The sequence below is a fragment of the Kitasatospora sp. NPDC036755 genome (genome assembly GCF_040636595.1).
GTDB lineage: Bacteria > Actinomycetota > Actinomycetes > Streptomycetales > Streptomycetaceae > Kitasatospora.
This window is the reverse complement of record NZ_JBEZUT010000024.1, coordinates 26,310-47,599: the sequence shown is the minus strand read 5'-3', so window position 1 is coordinate 47,599 and position 21,290 is coordinate 26,310. Positions and strand designations below refer to the sequence as shown.

The following is a 21,290-nucleotide window of genomic DNA, read 5'->3' as shown; positions in this document are numbered from 1 at the left end:
CCGGCGGCGGCTGCGCGGGCGGGCCCGCGGGCGCGGCCCCCGCGCGGCAGCAGGAGAAACCCGCCCCGCCCGACGTCTCCGGCCAGGACCCGCAGGCCGCCCTCGCCACCGCCGCGAGCCTGCCGCCCGATCAGATGGCCGCCACCCTGGACGGCGTGGACGGCTCGGTGGACCGTACGGTCGGCGAGCAGCACGCCCGGCTCCAGGGCGCCCCACCGGCCGTCCGGCGCCCGTCCGGGGCCCCGCAGACCAGCTCCGGCCCGCCGGAGGCCGCGCCGCCCGCCGAGGCGGTGACAGAGCGGCTGGAACGGGTCGGCCCGGAGGGCGCGGACGGCGGGCAGCAGCAGGCCGACCGGAAGAAGGTCGAGGGCCGCAACCCCGGCGACCGGGTCGCCGATCCGCACGTCGCCGACGACGCGGGCAACCAGGTCTCGGCGCAGGAGGTGCAGCAGGCCCAGGTCGCCGTCGACGGCGTACCCTCCACCGACCCGGCGCTCAACACCACCGTCGGCCGGGCACCCGCCGTCGAACTGACCGGCGAGAGCGACCCGGCGCGCACCGACCGGCAGACGGCGAAGCTCAAGGACAGCTCCACCAGGATCCTCGGCGTCGGCCGGGACGACGCCGCCAAGCCGATGGGCGAGGACCGGATCTACCCGGACGTGCCGCAGGAGACCCTCACCGCCTCCGTCCCCGGGGGCGGCGGCCGGCCCGCAGGCGCAGGCCCCGGACGCGCCGTCGACGCCGAGCCGGGCATCGGCATCGTCACCCAGCAGGAGCGCGGACCGCAGATCCAGGCCGCCGTCGGCGAGGGCCAGGGCCGGCTGGGCACCGAACAGGCGAAGCAGAAGCAGGGCGAGGCCGACGCCCGCCGGCAGAACCAGGCCGAGATCGACCAGGCGGTCGCCGACAACGCCCGGGCCCAGGCCGGGGAACGGGGCGACGCGGCGGACAAGGTCACGGCCGAACGCGAGCAGTGGCGCACCGAACAGGACCAGAAGGTCACCGGCGCGGACCAGGACGCCGACGCCGAACACAAGGACAAGACCGGCGAGATCGACAGGAAGCGCACCGGAACGGACCGGGACGTCCAGGAGCGGCAGCGGCAGGACAACCAGAAGATCCAGGACAAGCGGAAGGAGGCCGAGGAGAAGGCCCAGAAGGAGAAGGACCGCAAGAAGGAGGAGTCCGAAGGCTGGTGGGGCTGGGTCAAGTCCAAGGTCAAAGCGGCCTTCGACGCGCTGGTCGAGGCCGTCACCAAGGTCTTCGACTTCTTCCGCGGCCTGATCAACGACATCATCGACGGCTTCCGGAAGTTCGCGAACTGGGCGATCGACCAGGCCCGGAAGTTCGCCGTCGACCTGATCAACAAGCTCGCGGACGCGCTGATCAAGATCTGCGACGTCCTGCTGGCGGCCTTCCCCGAACTGCGGGACAAGTTCCGCAGGAAGATCGAGGAGTGGCGCGACAAGGCCGTCGCCAAGGTCAACGAGTGGGCCGACAAGCTCAAGAACGCCGTCAACAGACTCCTCGACGCCCTGGCCGCCGGGCTGAACGCGCTGCTGGACGCGCTGGAGGCAGGGCTCAAGGCCGCCATCGAAGCCGTCCGCAAGGCCGTCATGGACGCCATCGACTTCGTGCAGAAGGCGATCGCGGTCTTCGGCGAATTCGCGGCCCTGATCGGCGACATCGCCCCCGACCCGGGCGGGTGGCTGAAGAAGCTCGGCACCGCCGCGGTCGACGGCATCCAACACCACCTGTGGGGCGCCGTCAAGAGCGCGGTGCGGACCTGGTTCGACGAGAAGGTCGAGTCGGTCGTCGGCCTGACCTCCACCATCGTCAACGTCCTGGTCAAGGGCTGCATCTCGATGGCCCAGATCGGGCGGATGGCCTGGCAGGCGATCGTGGCCGCACTGCCCGGAATGATCGTCTCGATCGTCGTCGAGAAGCTGGTCTCGATGATCGTGCCGGCGGCCGGCGCCATCATGACGATCATCCAGGGCCTCATGGCCGCCTGGAACACCATCAGCAAGATCATCGCGGCGATCGGGAAATTCGTCACCTTCCTCAAGGCCGTCAAAGCCGGGCCGGCCGCGTGCCTCTTCGCCGAAGCCGTCGCGGCAGGCGTGGTCGCACTGCTCGACTTCATCTCCAACTTCCTGCTCAGCAAGCTCAAAGCGGCCGGCAAAGCCGTCGGCACCAAGCTCAAGGGCATCGCCCAGAAGATCCTCAAAGGCCTCGCCAAAGCCGGCCGGGGCACCCGCAAGGCGGCCGGACGGGCCGTCAACAAAGCCCGGGAAGGCCTGCGCCGGGCCACCCGGGCCCTGCGCCGACGCCCCTCCCCCACCCGCGGCCGCCCCGCGCGCACCGGCCCCGCCCGGCACACCGTCCACAGCGCCGAGCACCGCCCGCAGACCACCACCGGACGCCCGCGCCGCGAGGTCACCCACCCCAAGGCCACCCCGCTCCGCCGCCCCACCTCGACCGTCGGCCGCGCCCTCAACCGCTCCCGCCAGACCGTCAGAGCGGTCCTCAACCGCGTCCGCGTCGCCGCCCACGCCCTCGGCCGCAAACTCCGCAACAGCAAACTCGGCCGCGCCCTCACCAACGGCGCCCACCGCATCCGCGACACCTACCGCAAACAACGCGACCGCCTGCGCGACTGGCACCGGAAGCGACAGCAGCAACGCGCCGAACGCCACAAGCGGGAGAACTCCCCGGAGGCGAAGAAGCAACGTCTGGACCTGATCGTGGCCAGGATCCGCCCGAAGGTCGAACGCCTGCTCGGCCGTGGCGTTCCGCGCCCGGTGCTCCGGGCGGCGCTGGCCGGCATGCGCGCGTGGTACCGGCTCTCGGACCTGGCCGTCCGCGGCACGGAGCACTTCGGGATCATCGCCCTTCTCAACCCGGAGGACCTGGTCGTCAGGGGGCAACGCGTGACGATCCCGCAGCGCGAGGTCCTGGAGTTCCTCCACCGGCTCGCCATCGAGATCGAGAACTCCCCGGAGATCGTGACGGCGAGCGGGAAGGTCGACATCGCGCAGAAGCAGCCGGGCGTCATTCCCCGGCACCTCGTGCGGGAGCCCGTCCCGGCACCGGCCATCACCAGGAAGACGCGGGCACTCGCCCCACTGAAGCAGCAGGAACAGGATGTCCTGGACTTCCCGGACGAGCAGGGGGAAGTGGCATCGCTCCGTCGCACCCAGTCGGGTGACAAAGCCGCCAACAAGGTGGTCGTCGGGGAGGGGTACTCGACCGAGGAACAGCTGAGTCACTTCTATCGGACGAGGACCCAGAAGGGAAAGAAGACGCTCGGCATACCCGACGACTTGAAGAAGAAAAAGCAATGGGACGACCAGGTCGCCTTCATGGACAACTTCTTCCGCGGCAGGGAGCAAGCGCCCGGGATTCCGAAGAAGGAGCGGACCGACATGCTCAAGACCGCCTGGCTGCTGGGCGGTCAGGAGGTCGAGCGCGATCCGCAGGCCCTGGTGACGAATGCCCTCCTGGTGCAGCGCCTCGTCAAGGAGAAGGGGGGAAAGAACCAGCCCGCAACCCTGAAGGGGATCTTCGAGTCCCTTCCCGCCGCCTTCTCCGGCTCCGAGAAGGGCGGCGAATGGCTGACCGAGGACCTGGCCGGCACCCGTTCCATCGAGAGCGAGCGCAGTCGGGTCAAGGCGGAGCGGGCCGCCGACGTGAACAAACTGAAGGAGATGCGGGCGGACCCGGCGGTCACCGGAGAGCAGGTGAAGGAGTTCAACAAGCAGTCGAAGAACAGGTACAACAGGGAAATGCGCCCCCTGAGGAACGCCGACAAACTGGCGGATCGCCACGTCAGATCCGTTGCCGCGTGGATGAAGGACTTCGGCATCGACAAGAAGGTTCCCGCCATCATCAAGGAGTTCGACCTGGAGAGCGTCGAGCCGGTGGACGAGAGGGTCAAGCAGGCGCTCTTCGCCAAGATCGGCGCCGTCGTGAAGGAGATGTACCTCGCCGAGCTCCGGAAGACGGCCTAGCCGCGTTCCGCTCACTGCAACGAAGGATGACCAGCGTGACCGAGTACGACTACCAGTCCGACCGACATGTCCTGCGACCCGGGGTGGGCGCCGAACACGTCGATGCCGTTGCCCTCGACCTCGGCTGGGAACTGGTCCAGGAGATCGCCCGCGACAAGGACGCGGGTCTGGACGGACAGCTGATCTGGCTGGGCGCGGACGACGTCTCGCTGCACTACGTCGTGGATGCCACGTCGGGAATCGGCTACGTCGTCCTCGCCGGGCCGAGCCGATCCGCCGTGGAGCCGTTTCTGGGCCCGGTCCTCGATCAGCTGCGGCCGTGGACTCTCCCGGAGCTGTTCGGGCAACTCGACGAGGCCGACGAGCCCCGCGAACGGGTCAGGAACACCCTGCGGATCGGGCTCGCCGCGCCCGCGGAGTTCGACGGGGAGACGTTCCGCAGGATCAGCGGGACGTACACCGACAGCGACGCCCAGGTCCGGCTCGCGGGCCTGTGGGCGGCGACGTACACCGGCTACCGGCAGTTCCTCCCTCGCATCAGGGAGATCGCTTCGCACGACCAGGTGGAGTGGATCCGGTCGCGGGCCACGAGCATCGCGGCGGCCTTCGAGTCGCAGGCCGGTGCGCGATGACCGGGTACATGGACGTGCCCAAGCCCGTGCGGGCCGGGCTGGTGGTCGTGGACGCCCAGCGGGGGACGGCGCAGCGGGTGGTGGTGCTGCAGTTCAATCCGGAGAGTCTGGAGCGGTCGTTGGCGCCGCAGGCGGCGGGGGCGGACGGGAGCGGGGACCGGACGGAGGCGTTGCGGCTGAAGGGGCCGGCCGTGGAGACGTGGAAGTTCACGGCGGAGCTGGACGCGACGGACCAGTTGGAGGTGCCGGCACCGAACGGGATCCATCCGCAGCTGGCCACGCTGGAGTTGCTGGTGCAGCCGGCGAGCGACCGGCTGAGGGCCAATCAGGGGCTGGCCGCGTCGGGCACGCTGGAGATCACACCGATCGAGGCGCCGCTGACCCTGTTCACCTGGGGCAGCAAGCGGATCCTGCCCGTGCGGCTGACGGAACTGACCATCACCGAAGAGGCGTTCGACACCGAGCTCAATCCGATCAGGGCCGCCGTCGCGATCGGTCTGCGGGTGCTGACCGTGACCGATCTGCCGACCGGCCACCGTGGCGCCGAGCTGTACCTCGCGCATCTGGCGCAGAAGGAGCGTCTGGTCGGCGCCGCGGCGGGCGGTCGGCTGGGGGCGCTCGGCCTGGGAGGGGGAATCCGATGACCATCGACAACGCGCTGAACGCGCTGCCCGCGGCTTCGCCGTATCCGTTGACCAGCCGGTACCACGGCGTTCCGGTCGCGTTGCACGCGGAAGCGGACGGACGCCAGGTGCCCTACCTGAGGCGGCGGTTGCTGCCGAGCGCGGACGGTCTGACTCCGCTCGCCGAGCACACGGTCGGTGCCGGTGACCGCCCGGATCTGCTGGCCTACCGCTACCTGGGCAGCGCCGACCAGTGGTGGCGGATCGCCGATGCCAACCCGGTGCTCGATCCGCGGGAGTTGACGGCGACGCCGGGCCGGCGGCTGGTGGTGGCGCTGCCCGGTGCGGTGCCGGGGGTGGGGAATGCCTGATCTCGCGGCGGTGACGGGGGCCGGGCCGGTCGGGTCGATCCACTTGAGCCTGCTGATGGGCCCGCAGTTGCCGGTGCCGGTGCCGCAGCCGGTGACGGACGCGCTGCTGTCGGCGCAGGTCACGGTGGCGTCCGGGCAGCGCAGCGGGTTCCAGCTGGCCTTCGACCTGTCCAAGCAGGGGCTGATCAACACCGCGCTGCTGCCGGGCGGCTTCTTCGACCCGAAGATCAGGGTGGTGCTGACGGCGACCGTGACCGGTACGCCGGCCGTGCTGATGGACGGGGTGATCATCCGCCAGGAGGTCGGTATCAGCAACCAGCCCGGGCAGTCCACGCTCACCGTGACCGGCGAGGACCTGACGGTGCTGATGGACCTGGAGGAGCAGGCGGGCGTGCCGTTCCCCGCGATGTCCCCGGCGGCCCGGGTCGCCGCGATCATCGCGAAGTACGGGCAGTACGGCATCGTCCCGCTGGTGATCCCCGAGCTGGTGCCGCAGACGCCGATGCCCACCCGGCGGATCGACTTCCAGAAGGGCACGGACCTCGGGTACGTCAACGAGCTGGCGAAGGCCAACGGGTACGTGTTCTACCTCGACCCCGGCCCCGTCCCGGGGATGAGCCGCGCCTACTGGGGGCCGGAGAACCGGCTGGGCGTCCCGCAGCACGCGCTGAACGTGAACATGGACGCGCTGTCCAACGTCGACCAGCTGACGTTCGCCTTCGACGGGACCGCCCGGGAGGAGCCGGAGGCGCGCATCCAGCTCCCGGCGACGAAGGTGTCCGCGGTCCTGCCGGTGCCGGAGGTCAGCATCCTGCGCCCGCCGCTGGCGCTGCGGCCCGCGCCGGCGCTGAAGAAGAAGGTCATCGCCGACACCGCGAAGAAGGACTCCTCGCAGGCCGTCGCCGAGACCCTCGCGAAGGCGATGGCCTCCTCGGACGCCGTCACGGGCTCCGGCCAACTGGACGTCGTGCGGTACGGGCACGTGCTGCGGCCGCGCGAGCTGGTCGGCGTCCGCGGGGCGGGGATCACCTACGACGGCCTGTACTTCGTCAAGAGCGTGACCCACAACCTCGGGCGCGGCTCGTACACCCAGAACTTCACGCTGACCCGCGAGGGCCTGATCGCCCTCCAACCGGCCGTCGTCCCGTAGCCGCCCCGACCTCCGACCAACCGACCTCCGACCGACCGACCTCCGACCGACCGGCAGGAGTTGCCAGCATGGCCGAACCGACCCGCTACCTCGGCAAGTTCCGGGGGACGGTGGTGAACAACGTCGACCCGCTCGGGATCGGCCGCATCCAGGCCCAGGTGCCCGACGTGCTGGGCGACGTCGCGTCGACCTGGGCGATGCCGTGCTTCCCGGTGGCCGGTCCGGGCATGGGGCACTACGCCGTTCCGCCGGTCGGGGCGGGCGTGTGGGTGGAGTTCGAGCAGGGCGACCAGAGCTACCCGATCTGGACGGGCTGCTGGTACGGCTCCGCCTCGGAGGTGCCGGTGGAGGCGACGACCGGCCCGCCGGGCGTGCCGAACACGGTGTTGGAGACCTCGGGGCGGCGGGTGATCGTCCTGTCCGACGACCCGACGACCGGGATCACCCTCCGCACCCCGAGCGGGGCCTCGATCGTGATCAACGACTCGGGCATCCGGATCAGCAACGGCCAGGGCGCCTCGATCTCGCTCGTCGGCGCCACCGTTTCCATCAACCAGGACGCCCTGAGCGTGACCTGACGGGGGAGAGACTCGTGCCCGGAAATCTGCTGCACGTCAATGCGACGGTGACCTGCCCGCACGGCGGCCAGGCGACCGCCCGGCCCGCCCAGGCCCGGGCGCTGGTCGCCGGCCAGGCCGTCACCGCCACCGCCGACCCGTACACCGTGACCGGCTGCCCGTTCACCGTGGCCGGCAAGCCGCAGCCCTGCGTCACGATCCGCTGGGTGGTGCCGTCCGCCCGGATCCGGGTGAACGGCTCCCCCGCCCTGCCGCAGTCCGCCGTCGGGCTCTGCCAGAGCGCCGAGCAGGTGCCGCAGGGGGCGCCGGTCGTGACCGTCGTCCAGCAGCGGGCGGTGGGCGCATGAGCGGGCGGACCGTCGAAGGGCGCGCACGGGCGAACGCCCCTGCCGGGCGCGGCGAGGTGGGCGCATGACCGCCCCCGGGTACCCCGCGACCGGCGCCGGACCGGCGCGCACGGACCTCGCGTTCCCCTTCCGGATCGACAGCCGGGGGCGCACCGCCGAGGTCGGGTACGACGACCACGTGCGCGACCTGATCGAGCAGTTGCTGTTCACCAGCCCCGGCGAGCGGGTCATGCACCCGGACTTCGGCTGCGGGCTGCTCGACCTGGTCTTCGCCCCGAACAGCCCGGAGCTGGCGGCCACCCTGCAGCTGTCCGTCCAGGCGGCGCTGCAGCGGTGGCTCGGCGACGTGATCGAGGTCGCCTCGCTCGACGTGGAGAGCGAGGACAACGTGGTGCGGGTCGAGCTGGCGTACGTGGTGCGCCGCACCGGTTCGCCGCGGCAGGACGTGTTCGAGGGCGGGGTGGCGGCATGACCGGCCGATCCGAGGCGACCGGGCGGTCCGCGGGGGCCCGGTGCGGCACGGAGCCGCGCCGCGCCGACGTGCGCGCGGCGCACCTGCTGGGCCTGGACGGCGCCGAACCGGACGGCGACGGGCGCACGCTGGACGTGACCTTCCTCGGCCGGGCGCCGGCCGAGCTGGGCCCGGAGAACATCCGCGTCGACGGGGGCCGCCGGATCACCGGCCTGCGCGCCCTCGCGGTCGACATCGAGCGCGCCGACGACCCGGAGCTGGACGACCGGATGCTGGTCACCCTCGACCGGGCCGGCGACACCTCCCGCTACCGGCTGAGCGTCGTCGAGGCGGACGCCTACGGCCGCCCGGGCACCCGCCCGTACCCCGGCTTCGACCCGAGGTACGCGAGCACCGGCTTCTCCTTCGGCGCCGACTGCCCCTCCCCCTACGACTGCCGCACCGAGGAGGACTGCCCGTCCGCGCGCCGTCCGGCCCCGGTGATCGACTACACCGCCCGCGACTACGAGAGCCTGCGGCGGCTCGTGCTGGACCGGATGAGCCTGACCGCTCCCGGCTGGACCGAGCGGCACCTGCCCGACCTCGGCATCACCCTGGTCGAGCTGCTCGCCTACACCGCCGACCAACTCTCCTACCAGCAGGACGCGGTGGCCACCGAGGCCTACCTGGACACCGCCCGCCGCCGGGTGTCGGTGCGCCGGCACGCCCGGCTGATCGACTACACCGTGCACGAGGGCTGCAACGCCCGGGCGTTCGTCGCGCTGTCGACGGACCGCCCGCTCACCCTCCGGCGCGGCACCTTCCGCTTCGCCGCCGTCGACACCGGCCGGCTCGCCCCGCAGGACCGCCCCGACCTGTCCACGGTGATCCCGGACGAGGAGCTGGACGCGCTCGGCCGCACCGCCGCCGTCGAGGTGTTCGAGCCGCTCGGCGGGACGGACCTGGAGCTGCGCCCCGCGCACAACACCATCCGGTTCTGGACCTGGGGCGACCAGGACTGCGTCCTGCCCCGCGGCGCGACCGGCGCCACCCTGCGCGACGACTGGCACCCGTCCGACCGTCCGGAGGCCCGCACCCGGCACCTGGCGCTGCGCCCCGGCGACCTGCTGGTCATCGAGGAGGTGCTCGGCCCGCGCACCGGCGCCGCCGCCGACGCCGACCCCGCGCACCGCCAGGCCGTCCGCCTCACCGAGGTCACCCGTCTCGTCGACGAGCTGTACGGGCAGCCCGTGGTCGAGGTCGCCTGGGCGCCCGAGGACGCGCTCACCTTCCCGGTCTGCCTCTCCACGCACGGCGGGAGCGACTGCGGGCCGATCGACGACGTCAGTGTCGCCCGGGGCAACGTCGCCCTGGTCGACCACGGCCGCACCCTCACCTTCTGCGGCGCGGCACCCGAGACCTTCCCGGTGCCGCCGGAGCCGGTCGTGGTGGCGCCCTGCGGGCCGGGCGGCTCCGGCTGCGCGGACCGGGCGGAGGGCAGCCCCGCCGCCGAGGCGATCCACGGGCTGCTCGACCGGGCCCGCTCCGGCCGCAGGCTCGGCCCGGAGGAGGTCCGCGAGCTGTACGCGCTGGTCGGCGAGGCGGCGGTGCTGCGGGCCGGGCTGAGCATCCGGCTCGCGCCCGGCTCCGGCGCCGATGGCGGGGACGGCTCGGGAGCGGTCGTCGAGCCGCCCACCGCCGACGCCCAGGCCGCGGCGCTGGAGACGCTGCTCGACCAGACCCGCTACCCCGTCCTGCCGCGGCCCTTCCGCCCGGTGCTGGACCAGGCGCCGGTCACCCGGGCCGTGCTCTACCCGGACCGCGCCCACGTCAGCGCCGGCCAGGCCGCCCTGCTCGCCGGTGTCCCCGAGCGCGTCCGGCAGCGGCTGGAGGAGCTGTGGCACCGGGCGAGCCGCGGCCACGACCTCTCCCGCGCCGAACTCGCCGAACTGACCGTGCTGTTCGGCGCCCGGACGGTCCAGGGGCTGAACCTCGCCGAGCGGCCCGCCGCCGGGCTGCGCGAGCTGCTGGCCCGCCGCGCCCGGCTGCTCGCCGCCAAGCTGCGCCGCCTCGACGTGCTGATCGCGCGCGCCCGCTCCGGCGTGCCGCTCGGGCCGCCCGCCGTCTGGGAGGTGGCCCAGAGCTGGGGCCCCCGGTACGCCGCCGGGCTCGCCCCCGACACCCCCGCCCTGGCCGGCCCGGCGAGCGGGATCACCGTCCAGGACCCGCGCACCGCGCTGCCCGGCGTCCGGGCCACCTCCGAGGACCGGGAGTGGACACCCCGCCGGGACCTGCTCTCCGCCGGACCGCGGGACCGGAACTTCGTGGGCGAGCCGGAGGACGACGGCCGCCTCGCCCTGCGCTTCGGCGACGGCCGCCACGGTCTGCCGCCGCGGCCCGGCACGGAGCTGCGGGTCTCGTACCGGATCGGCAACGGCACAGCCGGGAACGTGGGCGCGGAGGCCGTCAACCACCTGGTGGTCTGCCGGGAGCAGCCGCCCTGCCCCGCCCGCCCCGACACCGCCCGCCCCGGCACCACCCGTACCGACACCGCCCGCACCGACACCGCCGCCCGGCCGCAGGACGCGGTGCTCCGGGTCCGCAACCCGCTGCCCGCGACCGGCGGCACCGAGCCCGAACCGCTCGACGAGGTCCGGCAGGCGGCCCCGCTCGCGCTGAGCCGCACCCGGCTGCGCGCCGTCACCGCCGCCGACTACGCGGAGCTGGCCGCCGCGCTGCCCGGCGTCCGGCGGGCCGCCGCCGAACTCCGCTGGACCGGCAGCGTCCAGGAGGTCCACGTCGCCGTCGAACCCCGCGGGCAGGCCACCGCGGACACCGCCCTGCTGGAGGCGGTCGGCGACGGCCTGGAGGCGTACCGGCGGATCGGCCACGACCTGGTCGTCCGCCCCGCCCTGCTGGTGCCGCTCGACGTCGAACTGCGGGTCTGCGTCGCCGCCGGCCACCAACGCGGCCACGTCCTCGCCGAGTTGCGGCGGGTCCTGGGCAACCGCACCCGGCCGGACGGCCGGCCCGGCTTCTTCCACCCGGACGCGCTGGACTTCGGCGACCCGGTGCGCGCCTCCCGGCTGGTGGCGGCGGCCGCCGCCGTGCCGGGCGTGGTCGACGCGCAGGTCACCCGGCTGCGCCGGCAGTTCGGCCGGGACGACGGCGGACCGGCCGACGGACTGCTGCGGCTCGGCGCGCTGGAGATCGCCGAGTGCGACAACGACCCCGACCGGCCGGAGCACGGCCGGCTCTCGATCGTGATCGGAGGCGGCCGATGACCGGCCAGTGCACCTGCGGCTGCTCCGGCACCGCCACCGCGACCCCGGCCGCGCTGTTCAACCCGCCCGGACTGGACGCCCTCGACTACCGCGTCGGCCGCTACGGGGACTTCCTCGACAGCCTGCTCGCGCGGCTGTCCGGCCCCGCCCACCCGGCGCTGCGCGACCTGACGGTCCGCACCCCGGACGACCCGGCGATCGCCCTGCTGGACGCCTGGGCCGTGCTCGCCGACGTGCTCACCTTCTACTCGGAGCGGATCGCCAACGAGGGCTACCTGCGCACCGCCACCGAGGACGGCTCGCTCACCCTGCTCGGCCGGCTGGTCGGGCACCGGCCCCGGCCCGGCGTCGCCGCCGACACCTACCTCGCCTACACCCTCGACCACGACCCGCGCGCCGCCGAGGACCCGACCGTGGTCGTCCCGCGCGGTGCCCGCAGCCAGAGCGTCCCCGGCCCCGGCGAGGACCCGCAGTCCTTCGAGACCGCCGAGGACCTCGCCGCCCGCGCGGCCTGGAACGAACTGGCCGTACTGCGCCGCCGCCCGTACCAGCTGACGCCCGGCCTGCTGAACCCCGGCGGACGGGCCGAGCTGTTCGCCGCCGGCACCGCCAACAACATCAGGGCCGGCGACCGGCTGCTGTTCGTCTTCAGCGCCGACAAGGCCGCCGATCCGGTCCACCGGGTGCTGCGGCTCGTCCCCGAAGTACGGCTCGACCGCGAGAACGACGTCACGGTGATCGGACTGCCCCGGGACCTGCGCACCCTCAAGGACCTGCGCGCCGAACTCGCGGCCTGGATCACCGTCTCCGAGGACGCCCCCGACCCCCGGCCCGGGCACAGCCGGATCCTGCGGGACTTCGACGACCAGGTGCTGGCCCCGCTGCGCGCCGACCTCGACCGGCCGGACGGCCCGCTGGGCACTCCGGCCGACTTCGCCGACCGGCTCGCCCCGGTGATCGTCCGGACCGCCGAGGCCGCCGAACTGGCCCGCGCCCAGCAGCCGGTCGCCGCCTGGTTCGGCCGGCTCGGCGACGAACTGGCCGGCCTGCGCGACCGCGCCCACCAGCTGGAGCCCGCGCAGGCCCCCGAGAAGCCCGCCCCCGGCGCCGCCGACCCGGCGCTGCGCGGACTCGGCCCGCTGCTGGCGGCGCTGCGCACCGCCCCCACCCGGCCCCCGCTCAGCGCCCGGGACCTCGCCCGCGACCCGCGGCGCCTCTTCGCGCCCGGCTCGGACCTCGGCGCGCAACTGCTGTCCGCGCTCGACCCCCGGCTGCGCGAGGGCCTCTACCCCGCGTGGCGGCAGGTCGACCTGACGGCACCGCTCGCCGTGCACGAGATCCAGGCGATGCGGGTGGTCGCCACCCCGTTCGGCGCCACCGCGCCGCTCAAGCCCGTCTTCGGCGACGACGGCCGGATCGACCGCTACGTGGACTGGCCGCTCTCCGGCAGCACCCTGGTCGGCGTCCGGGTCGCCTTCGACACCGCCGGCACCGTCCCGAAGACCGCCGACTTCACCTACGTCGAGGCCGGCAGCCTGGTGCACAGCGGCTTCTCGCTGCCGTGGGACCACACCTTCCCGTTCGGGCCCGGCCAGGTCGCGCTGACCACCGTCGACCCTCCGCAGCCGGACCCGCACGCCGCCGTGCCCGCCCCCGCCCCGGAACCCGGCATCAGCGCCCGGTTCCTGGCCAAGCTGCCCGAACGCACCGTCTTCATCTCCCGCCCGCGGGCCGACGGCCGCGTCCACGTGCGGATCGACGGCGGGCCCGGCCCCGCACTCGACCACCTGCTCGACCCGGGCCAGGAGCAGACCGGCGAGTCCGGCGAGCTGAACGTCCGGCTGCACCGCTACGCCGGCACCGACCAGACGGCGCCCGCGGTCGAGGTGGTGTTCACCACCAAGCTGCAGCCCGTCTCCGGCACCGTCCTCACCCTCGACGCCGTGTACGACCAGATCGCGCCCGGCAGTTGGGTGGTGATCCAGCGCCCGCGCAAGGGCATCGACGGCGGCATTCCCGGCAGCCGCGACCTCGCCGAGGTCATCACCCGGGTGACCGACGTGCGGGTGATCTCCCGCGCCGACTTCGGCATCACCGGAAAGGTCACCGAACTGTCCCTGCAGCAGCCCTGGTTGGACGACAAGGACACCCAGCTCTCGGACATCCGGGACGCCACCGTGTACGCCCGCGGCGAGTCGCTGCGCCTCGCCGACGAGCCCGTCACCGAGGACGTCCACGGCGACCGGATCGAACTCGCCCGGCTCTACGACGGGTTGACCCCCGGCCGGTGGATCGTGGTCGGCGGCGAACGGACCGACATCCCGGGCAGCACCGGAGTGCGGGGCACCGAACTCGCCATGATCGCCGGCGTCGAGCAGGGCGTCGACCCGCGGCTGCCCGGGGACACCGTCCGCACCACGATCACGCTCAGCGCCCGCCTCGCCCACCGCTACCGCCGCGACACCGTCCAGGTCCTCGGCAACGTGGTCCGCGCCACCCAGGGCGCCACCCGCGACGAGGCCATCGGCAGCGGCGACGCCGGCGTCCCGGGTCAGCGCTTCACCCTCTGGCAGTCGCCGCTCACCTGGCTGGCCGCCGACACCCCCGGGGGCGCCCGGAGCACCCTGGAGATCCGGGTCGACGGGGTGCTCTGGCACGAGGTCGACAGCCTCGCCGGGCGCGGCGCCGACGAACGGGTCTACGCCACCGGCACCGGCGACAACGGACGCACCACCGTCACCTTCGGCGACGGCGTGCACGGTTCGCGCCTGCCCACCGGGCGGGAGAACGTCCGCGCCCGCTACCGGATCGGCATCGGCGAGGCGGGCAACGTCGGCGCCGGCCGGATCACCCAGCTCACCACCCGCCCGCTCGGCGTCTCCGCCGTCGTCAACCCGCTGCCCGCCACCGGCGGCGCCGGCCCGGACGGCCCCGACCTCGCCCGGCACACCGTCCCGCTCGCCGTCACCGCCCTGGACCGGCTGGTCTCGGTGCCCGACTACGAGGACTTCACCCGCTCCCGGGCCGGCATCGGGCGTGCCTCCGCCACCCGGCTCTCGGACGGCCGGCGCGAGCTCGTCCACGTCACGGTGGCCGGGATCGACGACATCCCGCTCGCCGCCGACTCCGACCTGCTCCGCGCCCTGCAGGCCTCGCTCGCCGCCTACGGCGACCCGCGGCTGCCCGTCGAGGTCGCGGTGCGCGAACTCGTCCTGCTGATCGTCGCGGTGCGCGTCCGGGTCGACCCGGACCACTCCTGGGACGTGGTCGAACCGGCGCTGCGCCGCGCCCTGCTCGAACGGCTCGGCTTCGCCGGACGCCGGCTCGGCCAGAGCGCCCACCTGTCCGAGGTGCTGGCCGTCGCCCAGGCCGTCCCCGGCGTCGACCGGGTCGAGGTCGACGCCTTCACCGGCGTACCCGCCGGGATCACCCCGGAGGGCCTGGAGCAGCTGGCCGACCGGCTCGCCACGCCACAGCGGACCGTCCCCGCCCACCTCGCCCACTTCGACGAACAGCGCTACCGGGTACGGGAGTCCACCGGGGAGACGCTCACCGACGTCGCCGCCCGGCACGGCATTCCGGTCGCGGAGCTGCTGCGCCTCAACCCGGACGTCACCGACACCCGCCCGCTGCCCCCCGGCCGGGTGCTGACGGTGTTCCGCGGCATCCGCCCGGCCCGACTCGCCGTACTGTCACCGAACCTGCCCGACACGTTGATCCTCAAGGAGATCCGCGCATGACCGAGCAGTGGGACGGCCGGGACCCGGACGGGCTGCTGGAACTGCTGCCGCGGTGGCACCGGCTGCGGGACGCCGACGAGGGCGAGCCGCTGCGCGCGCTGCTGGCCGTCATCGCCGAACAGGTCGACGTCGTCCGCGGCGGCATCGACCAGGGCTACCGGGACTGGTTCGTGGAGACCGCCGCCGACTGGGCGGTCGCCTACCTCGGCGACCTGGTCGGCTACCGGATCCTGCCCGGCTACGAGGAGGTGCTCGCCACCGGCCTGCACGGCGGCGCCTCCCCGGACCGGGCCGCGGCCCGCGACCGCCTCGCCGCCCGGCTGGCGCCGCGGCAGGACGTCGCGAACACCGTCGCCCACCGCCGGCGCAAGGGCACGCTCGCCCTGCTGGAGGAGCTCTCCGCCTCCGTCGCCGACTGGCCGGCCCGGGCCGTGGAACTCTCCCGGCTGCTCGGCGCCACCCAGCCGGTGCGGCTGCTGCGCCCCGACGAGGAGCCGGCCGACCGCCGGCGGCTGGGCCGGGGCCGACTGGTCGACGTCCGGCGCGGCGCCGAACTCGACCTGCTCGGCGGGCCGTTCGACGAACATGCGCACACCGTCGACGTCCGCCGGGCCGCCTCCACCCGCCGCCCGGGCGGGTACACCCCGGCCGGGGTCGCCCTGTACGTCTGGCGGCTGAAGCCCTACTCCGTCACCCGCGCGCCGGCCTACTGCATCGACCGGGCCAGGAACCTGTTCACCTTCTCCGTCCTCGGCAACGACACCCAGTTGGTCACCCGGCCCGAGCCGGAGCCGTCGGCGGCCCACATCGCGGAGCCCGACAACGTGCCGGCCCCGATCCGGCGCCGGCAGCTCGCCGAGCACCTGCCCGACCTCTACGGGCCCGGCAGGAGCTTCGCCATCTGGCGCGACGGCGCCCAGGAGCCGATCCCGCCCGCGGAGATCACGGTGGCCGACCTGACCGACTGGACGTACCGGCCCAGGCGCGGCCAGGTCGCCGTCGACCCGCTGCTCGGCCGGATCGCCTTCGGCTCCCGCTCCGCCCCGCGCCGCGGCGTCCGGGTCGACTACCACTACGCGTTCAGCGACGACACCGGCGGCGGGGAGTACCCGCGCGACCGCCCGGCGGCCCGCCACCGGACGGTCTACCCGGTCGGCCCCGGCGGGCCGTACGAGCGGATCAACGACGCCTACGAGCAGTGGCGCGCCGACCAGCAGGACGGCAGCGCCGGCGGCTCCGCCGTCATCGAGATCACCCACAGCGGCGCCTACCAGGAGCAGCTGGACTTCGACCTGGGCGCCGACGACCGCCTCGAACTGCGCGCCGCCGAGGGCGCCCGGCCGGTGATCCGGCTGCTCGACTGGTACAGCAACCGGCCGGACGCGCTCAACGTCCGGGGCGTGTGCCCGGGCGGGCGGCTGGTCCTCGACGGCCTGCTGATCACCGGACGCGGGGTCAACGTCACCGGGCCGCTGGCCTCCGTCACCCTGCGGCACTGCACCCTGGTGCCGGGCTGGTCGCTGGAACCGCACTGCGAACCGCACGCGCCGCACGAGCCCAGCCTGGTGCTGGACCACACCACGGCCTGCGTCCGGATCGAGCGCAGCATCCTGGGCGCGATCCAGGTCGTCGGCGACGAGGTGGACGACGACCCGCTGGAGGTCCACCTCGCCGACAGCGTCCTGGACGCCACCGGGCACGGGCGGCCGGCCCTCGCCGGCCCCGACTGCGAGCACGCCCACGCGCTGCTGCACGCGCACCGCTCCACGGTGGTCGGCGAGGTGCACACCCACGCGGTGCCGCTCGCCGAGGACAGCGTCTTCACCGGGCGGATGCGGGTGGCCCGCCGCTCGCTCGGCTGCCTGCGGTTCTGCTACGTCCCCCCGGGCTCGCGCACCCCGCGCCGCTACGAGTGCCAGCCCGACCTGGTGCGCTCGGCGGTCACCGAGCTGGTCGAGCGCGGCGAACTGGACCCCGCGCAGGCCGCCCGGCTGCGCGAGGTGGAGACCGCGCGGGTCCGCCCGCTGTTCGCCTCCCTCCGGTACGGCACGCCCGCGTACGGCCGGCCGGCCGCCGACTGCGCACCGGAGATCACCCGCGGCGCCGAGGACCGCTCCGAACTCGGCGCCTTCCACGACCTGTTCCAGCCCCAGCGCGAGGACAACCTGCGGGCGCGGCTGGCCGAGTACACCCCGGCCGGCACCGACGCCGGGATCTTCTTCGCCACCTGACCGACCCCTGAGCAACTCCCCACCGACTGACGACCGTTGACTGTGAGAGGGACCCCGTGCACGCAGACTTCTCGCGCCTGACCTTCCGGCCCGGCAAGCACTACTCCGCCGTGCTGACCCAGCAGGGCCGGGTCCAGCTCGACGCCGACGCCAACGAGCAGGCCGCGATCGAGCGCTACCACCTGCGCACGCTCGCCGCCGACCTGATCGGCCGGCGCGGCGGACCGGCCGGCGCGGCCGGATTCGCGATCGACCACGTGCCCGGCAACCACGAGGTGGACGACCTCACGATCGGCGGCGGCCGGTACTACGTCGACGGCATCCTGTGCGAGGCCTACCGGCCCGAGCCCGGCACCGCCGTGCCCGACGACGGCGGGGACGGCGACGGCGGCGACGACGGGAGTGCCGCCGCCCGGCAGGAACCCGCCGTCTGGACGTACTGGGACCAGCCCGACGCCTACCGGGACCAGGACCGCCCCGAGGACCGGCTGCCCGCCGAATTCCCGTACCTGGTCTACCTGAAGGTCTGGGAGCGCAGCGTCACCGCCGTCGAGGACCCGGAACTGCGCGAGGTCGCGCTCGGCGCGGCGATGCCCGACACGGCGGCCAGGGCCAAGGTCGTCTGGCAGGTGCTCGCCCTGCCCGCCGCGGAGCTGAACGTGCCGGACGGCGGTCCGTCCCGGGTGCGGGAGGCCTTCGACGCGTGGGCCGAGCCGCGGGAACAGCCCGCCTCCCGGCTGGCCGCGCGCGCCCGGCGTCCGGAACGGGCGGGCGAGGACCCGTGCCTGACCCACCCCGAGGCCGCCTACCGGGGCCCGGAGAACCAGCTGTACCGGGTCGAGGTCCACCGCGGCGGCTCGGCCGAGGGCGGGTCGGCCGAGAGCCGATCCGCCGAAGGCGGCGCCACCTTCACGTGGTCCCGGGAGAACGGCTCGGTCGTCCTGCCGGTCGCCGCGATCGAGGGCGTCTGGGTCGACCTCTCCTCGCTGGGCGACGACGACAAGCTCGGCCTCTCCGTCGGCGACTGGGTCGAGGTCGCGGACAGCGCCTACGTCAGCCGGGGCGAGGCCGCGGACCTGCTCCAGGTCGAGGAGATCGACCTGCCGGGCCGCCGGGTGCGGCTGTCCGCCGAACCGGCGCCCGAGGTCGGCCGGTCCGCGGAGCGCCACCCCTTCCTGCGCCGCTGGGACCACCGGGCACCCCGCGGCCGGGACGCCCTGCCCCTGGACGGCGGCGCCCTGAGGATCCAGGAAGGCACCTGGCTGGACCTGGAGGACGGCGTCCAGGTGTACTTCCGCCCGTGCGGCACCTACACCCGGGGCGACTACTGGCTCGTCCCGGCCCGCACCGCCACCGGCTCGGTGGAGTGGCCGCGGAACGCGGCCGGCGAAGCGCTCCTCCGACCCCCGGCCGGCGTCCGGGTGCACCACGCCCCGCTCGCCTGGGTCAAGGGCCCGACCACCGTCGTCGACCTCCGCCAGACCTTCTCCCCCCTCACCGCCCCCACCCCGGCCGAAGCCTGACCCGGCGCGGAACGCGGTTCCGCGCTCCCGATCGTGACCGGGAACGCGGAACCACGGGGGGAGAGGCGCCGGCCGGAGGCCAGTGGTGATCATCGCGCCGGCATGGTTGCCGGTCAGGGGGCGTGGCGGTCCGCCAGGCGGTTCCCCTGCTCGATCTGGACCTCCATCCGCACTCCTTGCAGGAGGCGGCCGAGGTAGCTCAGGTCCGTCAGGAGCTGGGCGTAGTCCCGCTGCGCCTGGATGTCGCGGAACTCGACCCGGCGCTGGTCCGCCGGAGTGTCCTCCCCCATGTGTTCGAGGTTCACGGCCTGGTAGTGCAGTCGGTCCCCGGGGTGCTCCTGCACCTTGTCGCGCAGTCGCCGGCTGGCGTCGGCGTGCAGGGGAAGCTCCCGCAGGTGCGCCTGGAGGTCGCGGATCGCCTTCGCCAGGTCGGTTTCTCCGGCCCGTGCCCGGGCGCGGATCTCGTCGAGCAGCGTCAGCAGCGCCGGCAGTGGGTTGTCGGGGAGGTCGCCGGTCCAGGGGGCGTTCTCCGTGTCGGACTCGCGCGGGGCGGCGCCGAACGTCCTCTTCCACTCCTCCCAGTCCGTCTCCCACTTCCGCATCGACTCGACGAACAGCTCGACGCTTCCGCCGAACGCCGTCTTGCCGTCCAGGGAGAGGTGCCCGCCACCGCCGTACTTGGTCTGGTCCACGGTGAGCCCCACGGAGGCGGCCGCGTCGAAGATGTGGGTGCGGATGATGGTCCTGATGTGGTTGGCGCCCAGCCCTTCGATGGAGAGCGGGGAGGTGCGGGTCTCCAGGCAGCCGTCGTCCAGGGTGATCTCCCACCACCACTCGTCGGTGCCGTTGGTGTAGGTGAACCGGGTTCCGGGATGCCCCTTCACCGTCACCTCCGTCACGGCCAGCGTGAAGTCCCCCGGCGCGCCGGCCGCTCTCACCGCGGCGGACCACGCCGTCGCTTTCGTCCGCGCGTAGGTGAGGGTGCGCTGGGCACTGGCGTCCTCCACCCCGGTCAGTCCGCCGATGTCCACCCGGAGCGCGTAGGGCGGGTTCTTGCCGATGCCCTTCTGGCCGTTGAGCACGTCGTCGCTGAAGGTGAACTCGGTGCCGACCAGGACCTCCTTCACCGGCGTGGACATGTCCTGCTTGGCGGAGGTCGTCGCCAGCGCGGTCTCCTCCTCCATGATGTTCAGGCCGCGGAGTGCCGCGCTGAGCTTTCCCGCCTCGACCGCGGCGTTGCCCTTCACCTGCGCCAGGGTCTTGGCGATGCCCGGCGACACCTTCTTGATGGCGGTCAGCAGGTCCGCCTGCTCCACGGTCTCTTCGTCCCCGGATCCCAGCACCACGCGTGTGTAGCGGGTCGCTATGCCGTTCCAGTTCTCCATCAGGTAGGCCCGGGCGGCCTGCTCCCACTCGGCCGCGGGGCCACTGGGCTCGGGGGCCATGAAGCGCTGCACGGCCGGGTGGTGCGTCCGGCCGGCCGCGACGGGCTCCTGTCCCGGTGGGGCGGAGCGCGGGCCCGGGCCGGACAGGGCGCGGTGGGCGTTGGCCTCCGCCTCCCGCTCGAAGCGGTCGGACGGGTCGCTGATCGACAGGCCGTCACCGCGGTCCGTCCCGGCGACCGGTCCGCGCCGCTGCTGGATCACGTGGGTGAGCTCGTGTGCGAGGGTGTGCCGGTCCGCGCCTCCCTCGCCGATGACGATGTGGCTGCCCGAGGTGTACGCGCGGGCACCCACCTCGGCCGCGGAGTCCTTCGCCGCGGCACCGGTGTGCAGGCGCACGTCGGAGAAGTCCGCGCCCAGCCGGGCTTCCATGTCGCCGCGGGTCCGGTCGTCCAGCGGCCGGCCGGGCGCGCGGAGCACCTGGTGAACGGTGGAGCGCTGGACGGCGGGCGGGCCGTCCGGCGACGGCCGGTCCTCGGCGGCCCGGCGGAGCAGCCGGACGACGGCCGCGTTGCCGGCCGTGGCCTGGAGGCCCAGGAGGCCGTTCCGGACGGCTCCCGGCGCCGACGACGGCAGAGGTGAGGGGGCCGGGGTGCGACGGGTGGGTGGTTCGGTGTCCCGATTCCGCTGGTGGTCGTGCAAGGGTCCTCGTCTCCGGTTCGCCGTGTCGGTCCCTCCTCTGTACGGGGTGGGGCCCGGCGGCACCAGGGGTGGACGGGCAGAGCCGGGGGCAGGGCGACGGGACGTCCCGGCCACCCCGGTCGGGCTCCCGCCGAACGGCGGACGGGTGCCCGGCACCGGCCTCGCCGTCTTCCCTCCCCGGCGGGGCCGGGTCCGATTGAGCGACGTGGTCGATGGACGGAGCCATGGCGGGCGGCATGGTCACCGCCTCGTGTCGGCTG

Annotated in this window: 12 protein-coding genes and 1 pseudogene; 12 read left to right on the top strand and 1 reads right to left on the bottom strand. The window is 74.0% G+C overall.

What is annotated here, in order from left to right:
- The 12 genes and pseudogenes from AB0E96_RS06150 to AB0E96_RS06095 all read left to right on the top strand — a co-directional run.
- Positions 1 to 4,016 (top strand): annotated as a pseudogene (locus tag AB0E96_RS06150) (hypothetical protein); the annotation flags it as partial.
- Positions 4,017 to 4,051: 35 nt separating this feature from the next.
- Positions 4,052 to 4,648, top strand: coding sequence for a hypothetical protein (locus tag AB0E96_RS06145; protein ID WP_359819134.1), 597 nt, complete (start codon positions 4,052 to 4,054; stop codon positions 4,646 to 4,648).
- Entirely contained in the window at positions 4,645 to 5,292 is a 648-nt protein-coding gene (locus AB0E96_RS06140) for a hypothetical protein (RefSeq protein WP_359819131.1), read from the top strand. The genes AB0E96_RS06145 and AB0E96_RS06140 overlap by 4 nt, the downstream gene beginning before the upstream one ends.
- Positions 5,289 to 5,642, top strand: coding sequence for a hypothetical protein (locus AB0E96_RS06135; protein ID WP_359819129.1), 354 nt, complete (start codon positions 5,289 to 5,291; stop codon positions 5,640 to 5,642). Before AB0E96_RS06140 ends, AB0E96_RS06135 begins: the two co-directional genes overlap by 4 nt.
- Positions 5,635 to 6,792 carry a hypothetical protein gene (locus AB0E96_RS06130; protein WP_359819126.1) on the top strand — a complete coding sequence of 386 codons (1,158 nt, stop codon included), beginning with the start codon at positions 5,635 to 5,637 and terminating at the stop codon, positions 6,790 to 6,792. Before AB0E96_RS06135 ends, AB0E96_RS06130 begins: the two co-directional genes overlap by 8 nt.
- Positions 6,793 to 6,860: 68 nt before the next feature.
- Positions 6,861 to 7,370, top strand: coding sequence for a phage baseplate assembly protein V (locus tag AB0E96_RS06125; RefSeq protein WP_359819123.1), 510 nt, complete (start codon positions 6,861 to 6,863; stop codon positions 7,368 to 7,370).
- A 14-nt stretch (positions 7,371 to 7,384) separates the two neighbouring features.
- Complete coding sequence (locus AB0E96_RS06120) at positions 7,385 to 7,717, top strand: hypothetical protein (RefSeq protein WP_359819120.1); 333 nt, start codon at positions 7,385 to 7,387, stop codon at positions 7,715 to 7,717.
- A gap of 64 nt (positions 7,718 to 7,781) precedes the next feature.
- Positions 7,782 to 8,189, top strand: a complete 408-nt coding sequence (locus AB0E96_RS06115) for a GPW/gp25 family protein (RefSeq protein WP_359819118.1) — start codon at positions 7,782 to 7,784, stop codon at positions 8,187 to 8,189.
- The gene (locus tag AB0E96_RS06110) at positions 8,186 to 11,452 is read left to right on the top strand and encodes a putative baseplate assembly protein (protein ID WP_359819115.1); all 3,267 of its coding nucleotides are present in this window, start codon (positions 8,186 to 8,188) and stop codon (positions 11,450 to 11,452) included. The genes AB0E96_RS06115 and AB0E96_RS06110 overlap by 4 nt, the downstream gene beginning before the upstream one ends.
- Positions 11,449 to 15,192, top strand: a complete 3,744-nt coding sequence (locus AB0E96_RS06105; protein ID WP_359819112.1) for a putative baseplate assembly protein — start codon at positions 11,449 to 11,451, stop codon at positions 15,190 to 15,192. The genes AB0E96_RS06110 and AB0E96_RS06105 overlap by 4 nt, the downstream gene beginning before the upstream one ends.
- Entirely contained in the window at positions 15,189 to 17,423 is a 2,235-nt protein-coding gene (locus AB0E96_RS06100) for a hypothetical protein (protein WP_359819109.1), read from the top strand. Before AB0E96_RS06105 ends, AB0E96_RS06100 begins: the two co-directional genes overlap by 4 nt.
- A gap of 56 nt (positions 17,424 to 17,479) precedes the next feature.
- Positions 17,480 to 18,946, top strand: coding sequence for a DUF6519 domain-containing protein (locus AB0E96_RS06095; RefSeq protein WP_359819107.1), 1,467 nt, complete (start codon positions 17,480 to 17,482; stop codon positions 18,944 to 18,946).
- Positions 18,947 to 19,059: 113 nt separating this feature from the next.
- Here AB0E96_RS06095 and AB0E96_RS06090 read toward each other — a convergent pair whose 3' ends face one another.
- Positions 19,060 to 20,964 carry a DUF4157 domain-containing protein gene (locus AB0E96_RS06090; RefSeq protein WP_359819145.1) on the bottom strand — a complete coding sequence of 635 codons (1,905 nt, stop codon included), beginning with the start codon at positions 20,962 to 20,964 and terminating at the stop codon, positions 19,060 to 19,062.
- Between the last annotated feature and the right edge of the window lie 326 nt (positions 20,965 to 21,290).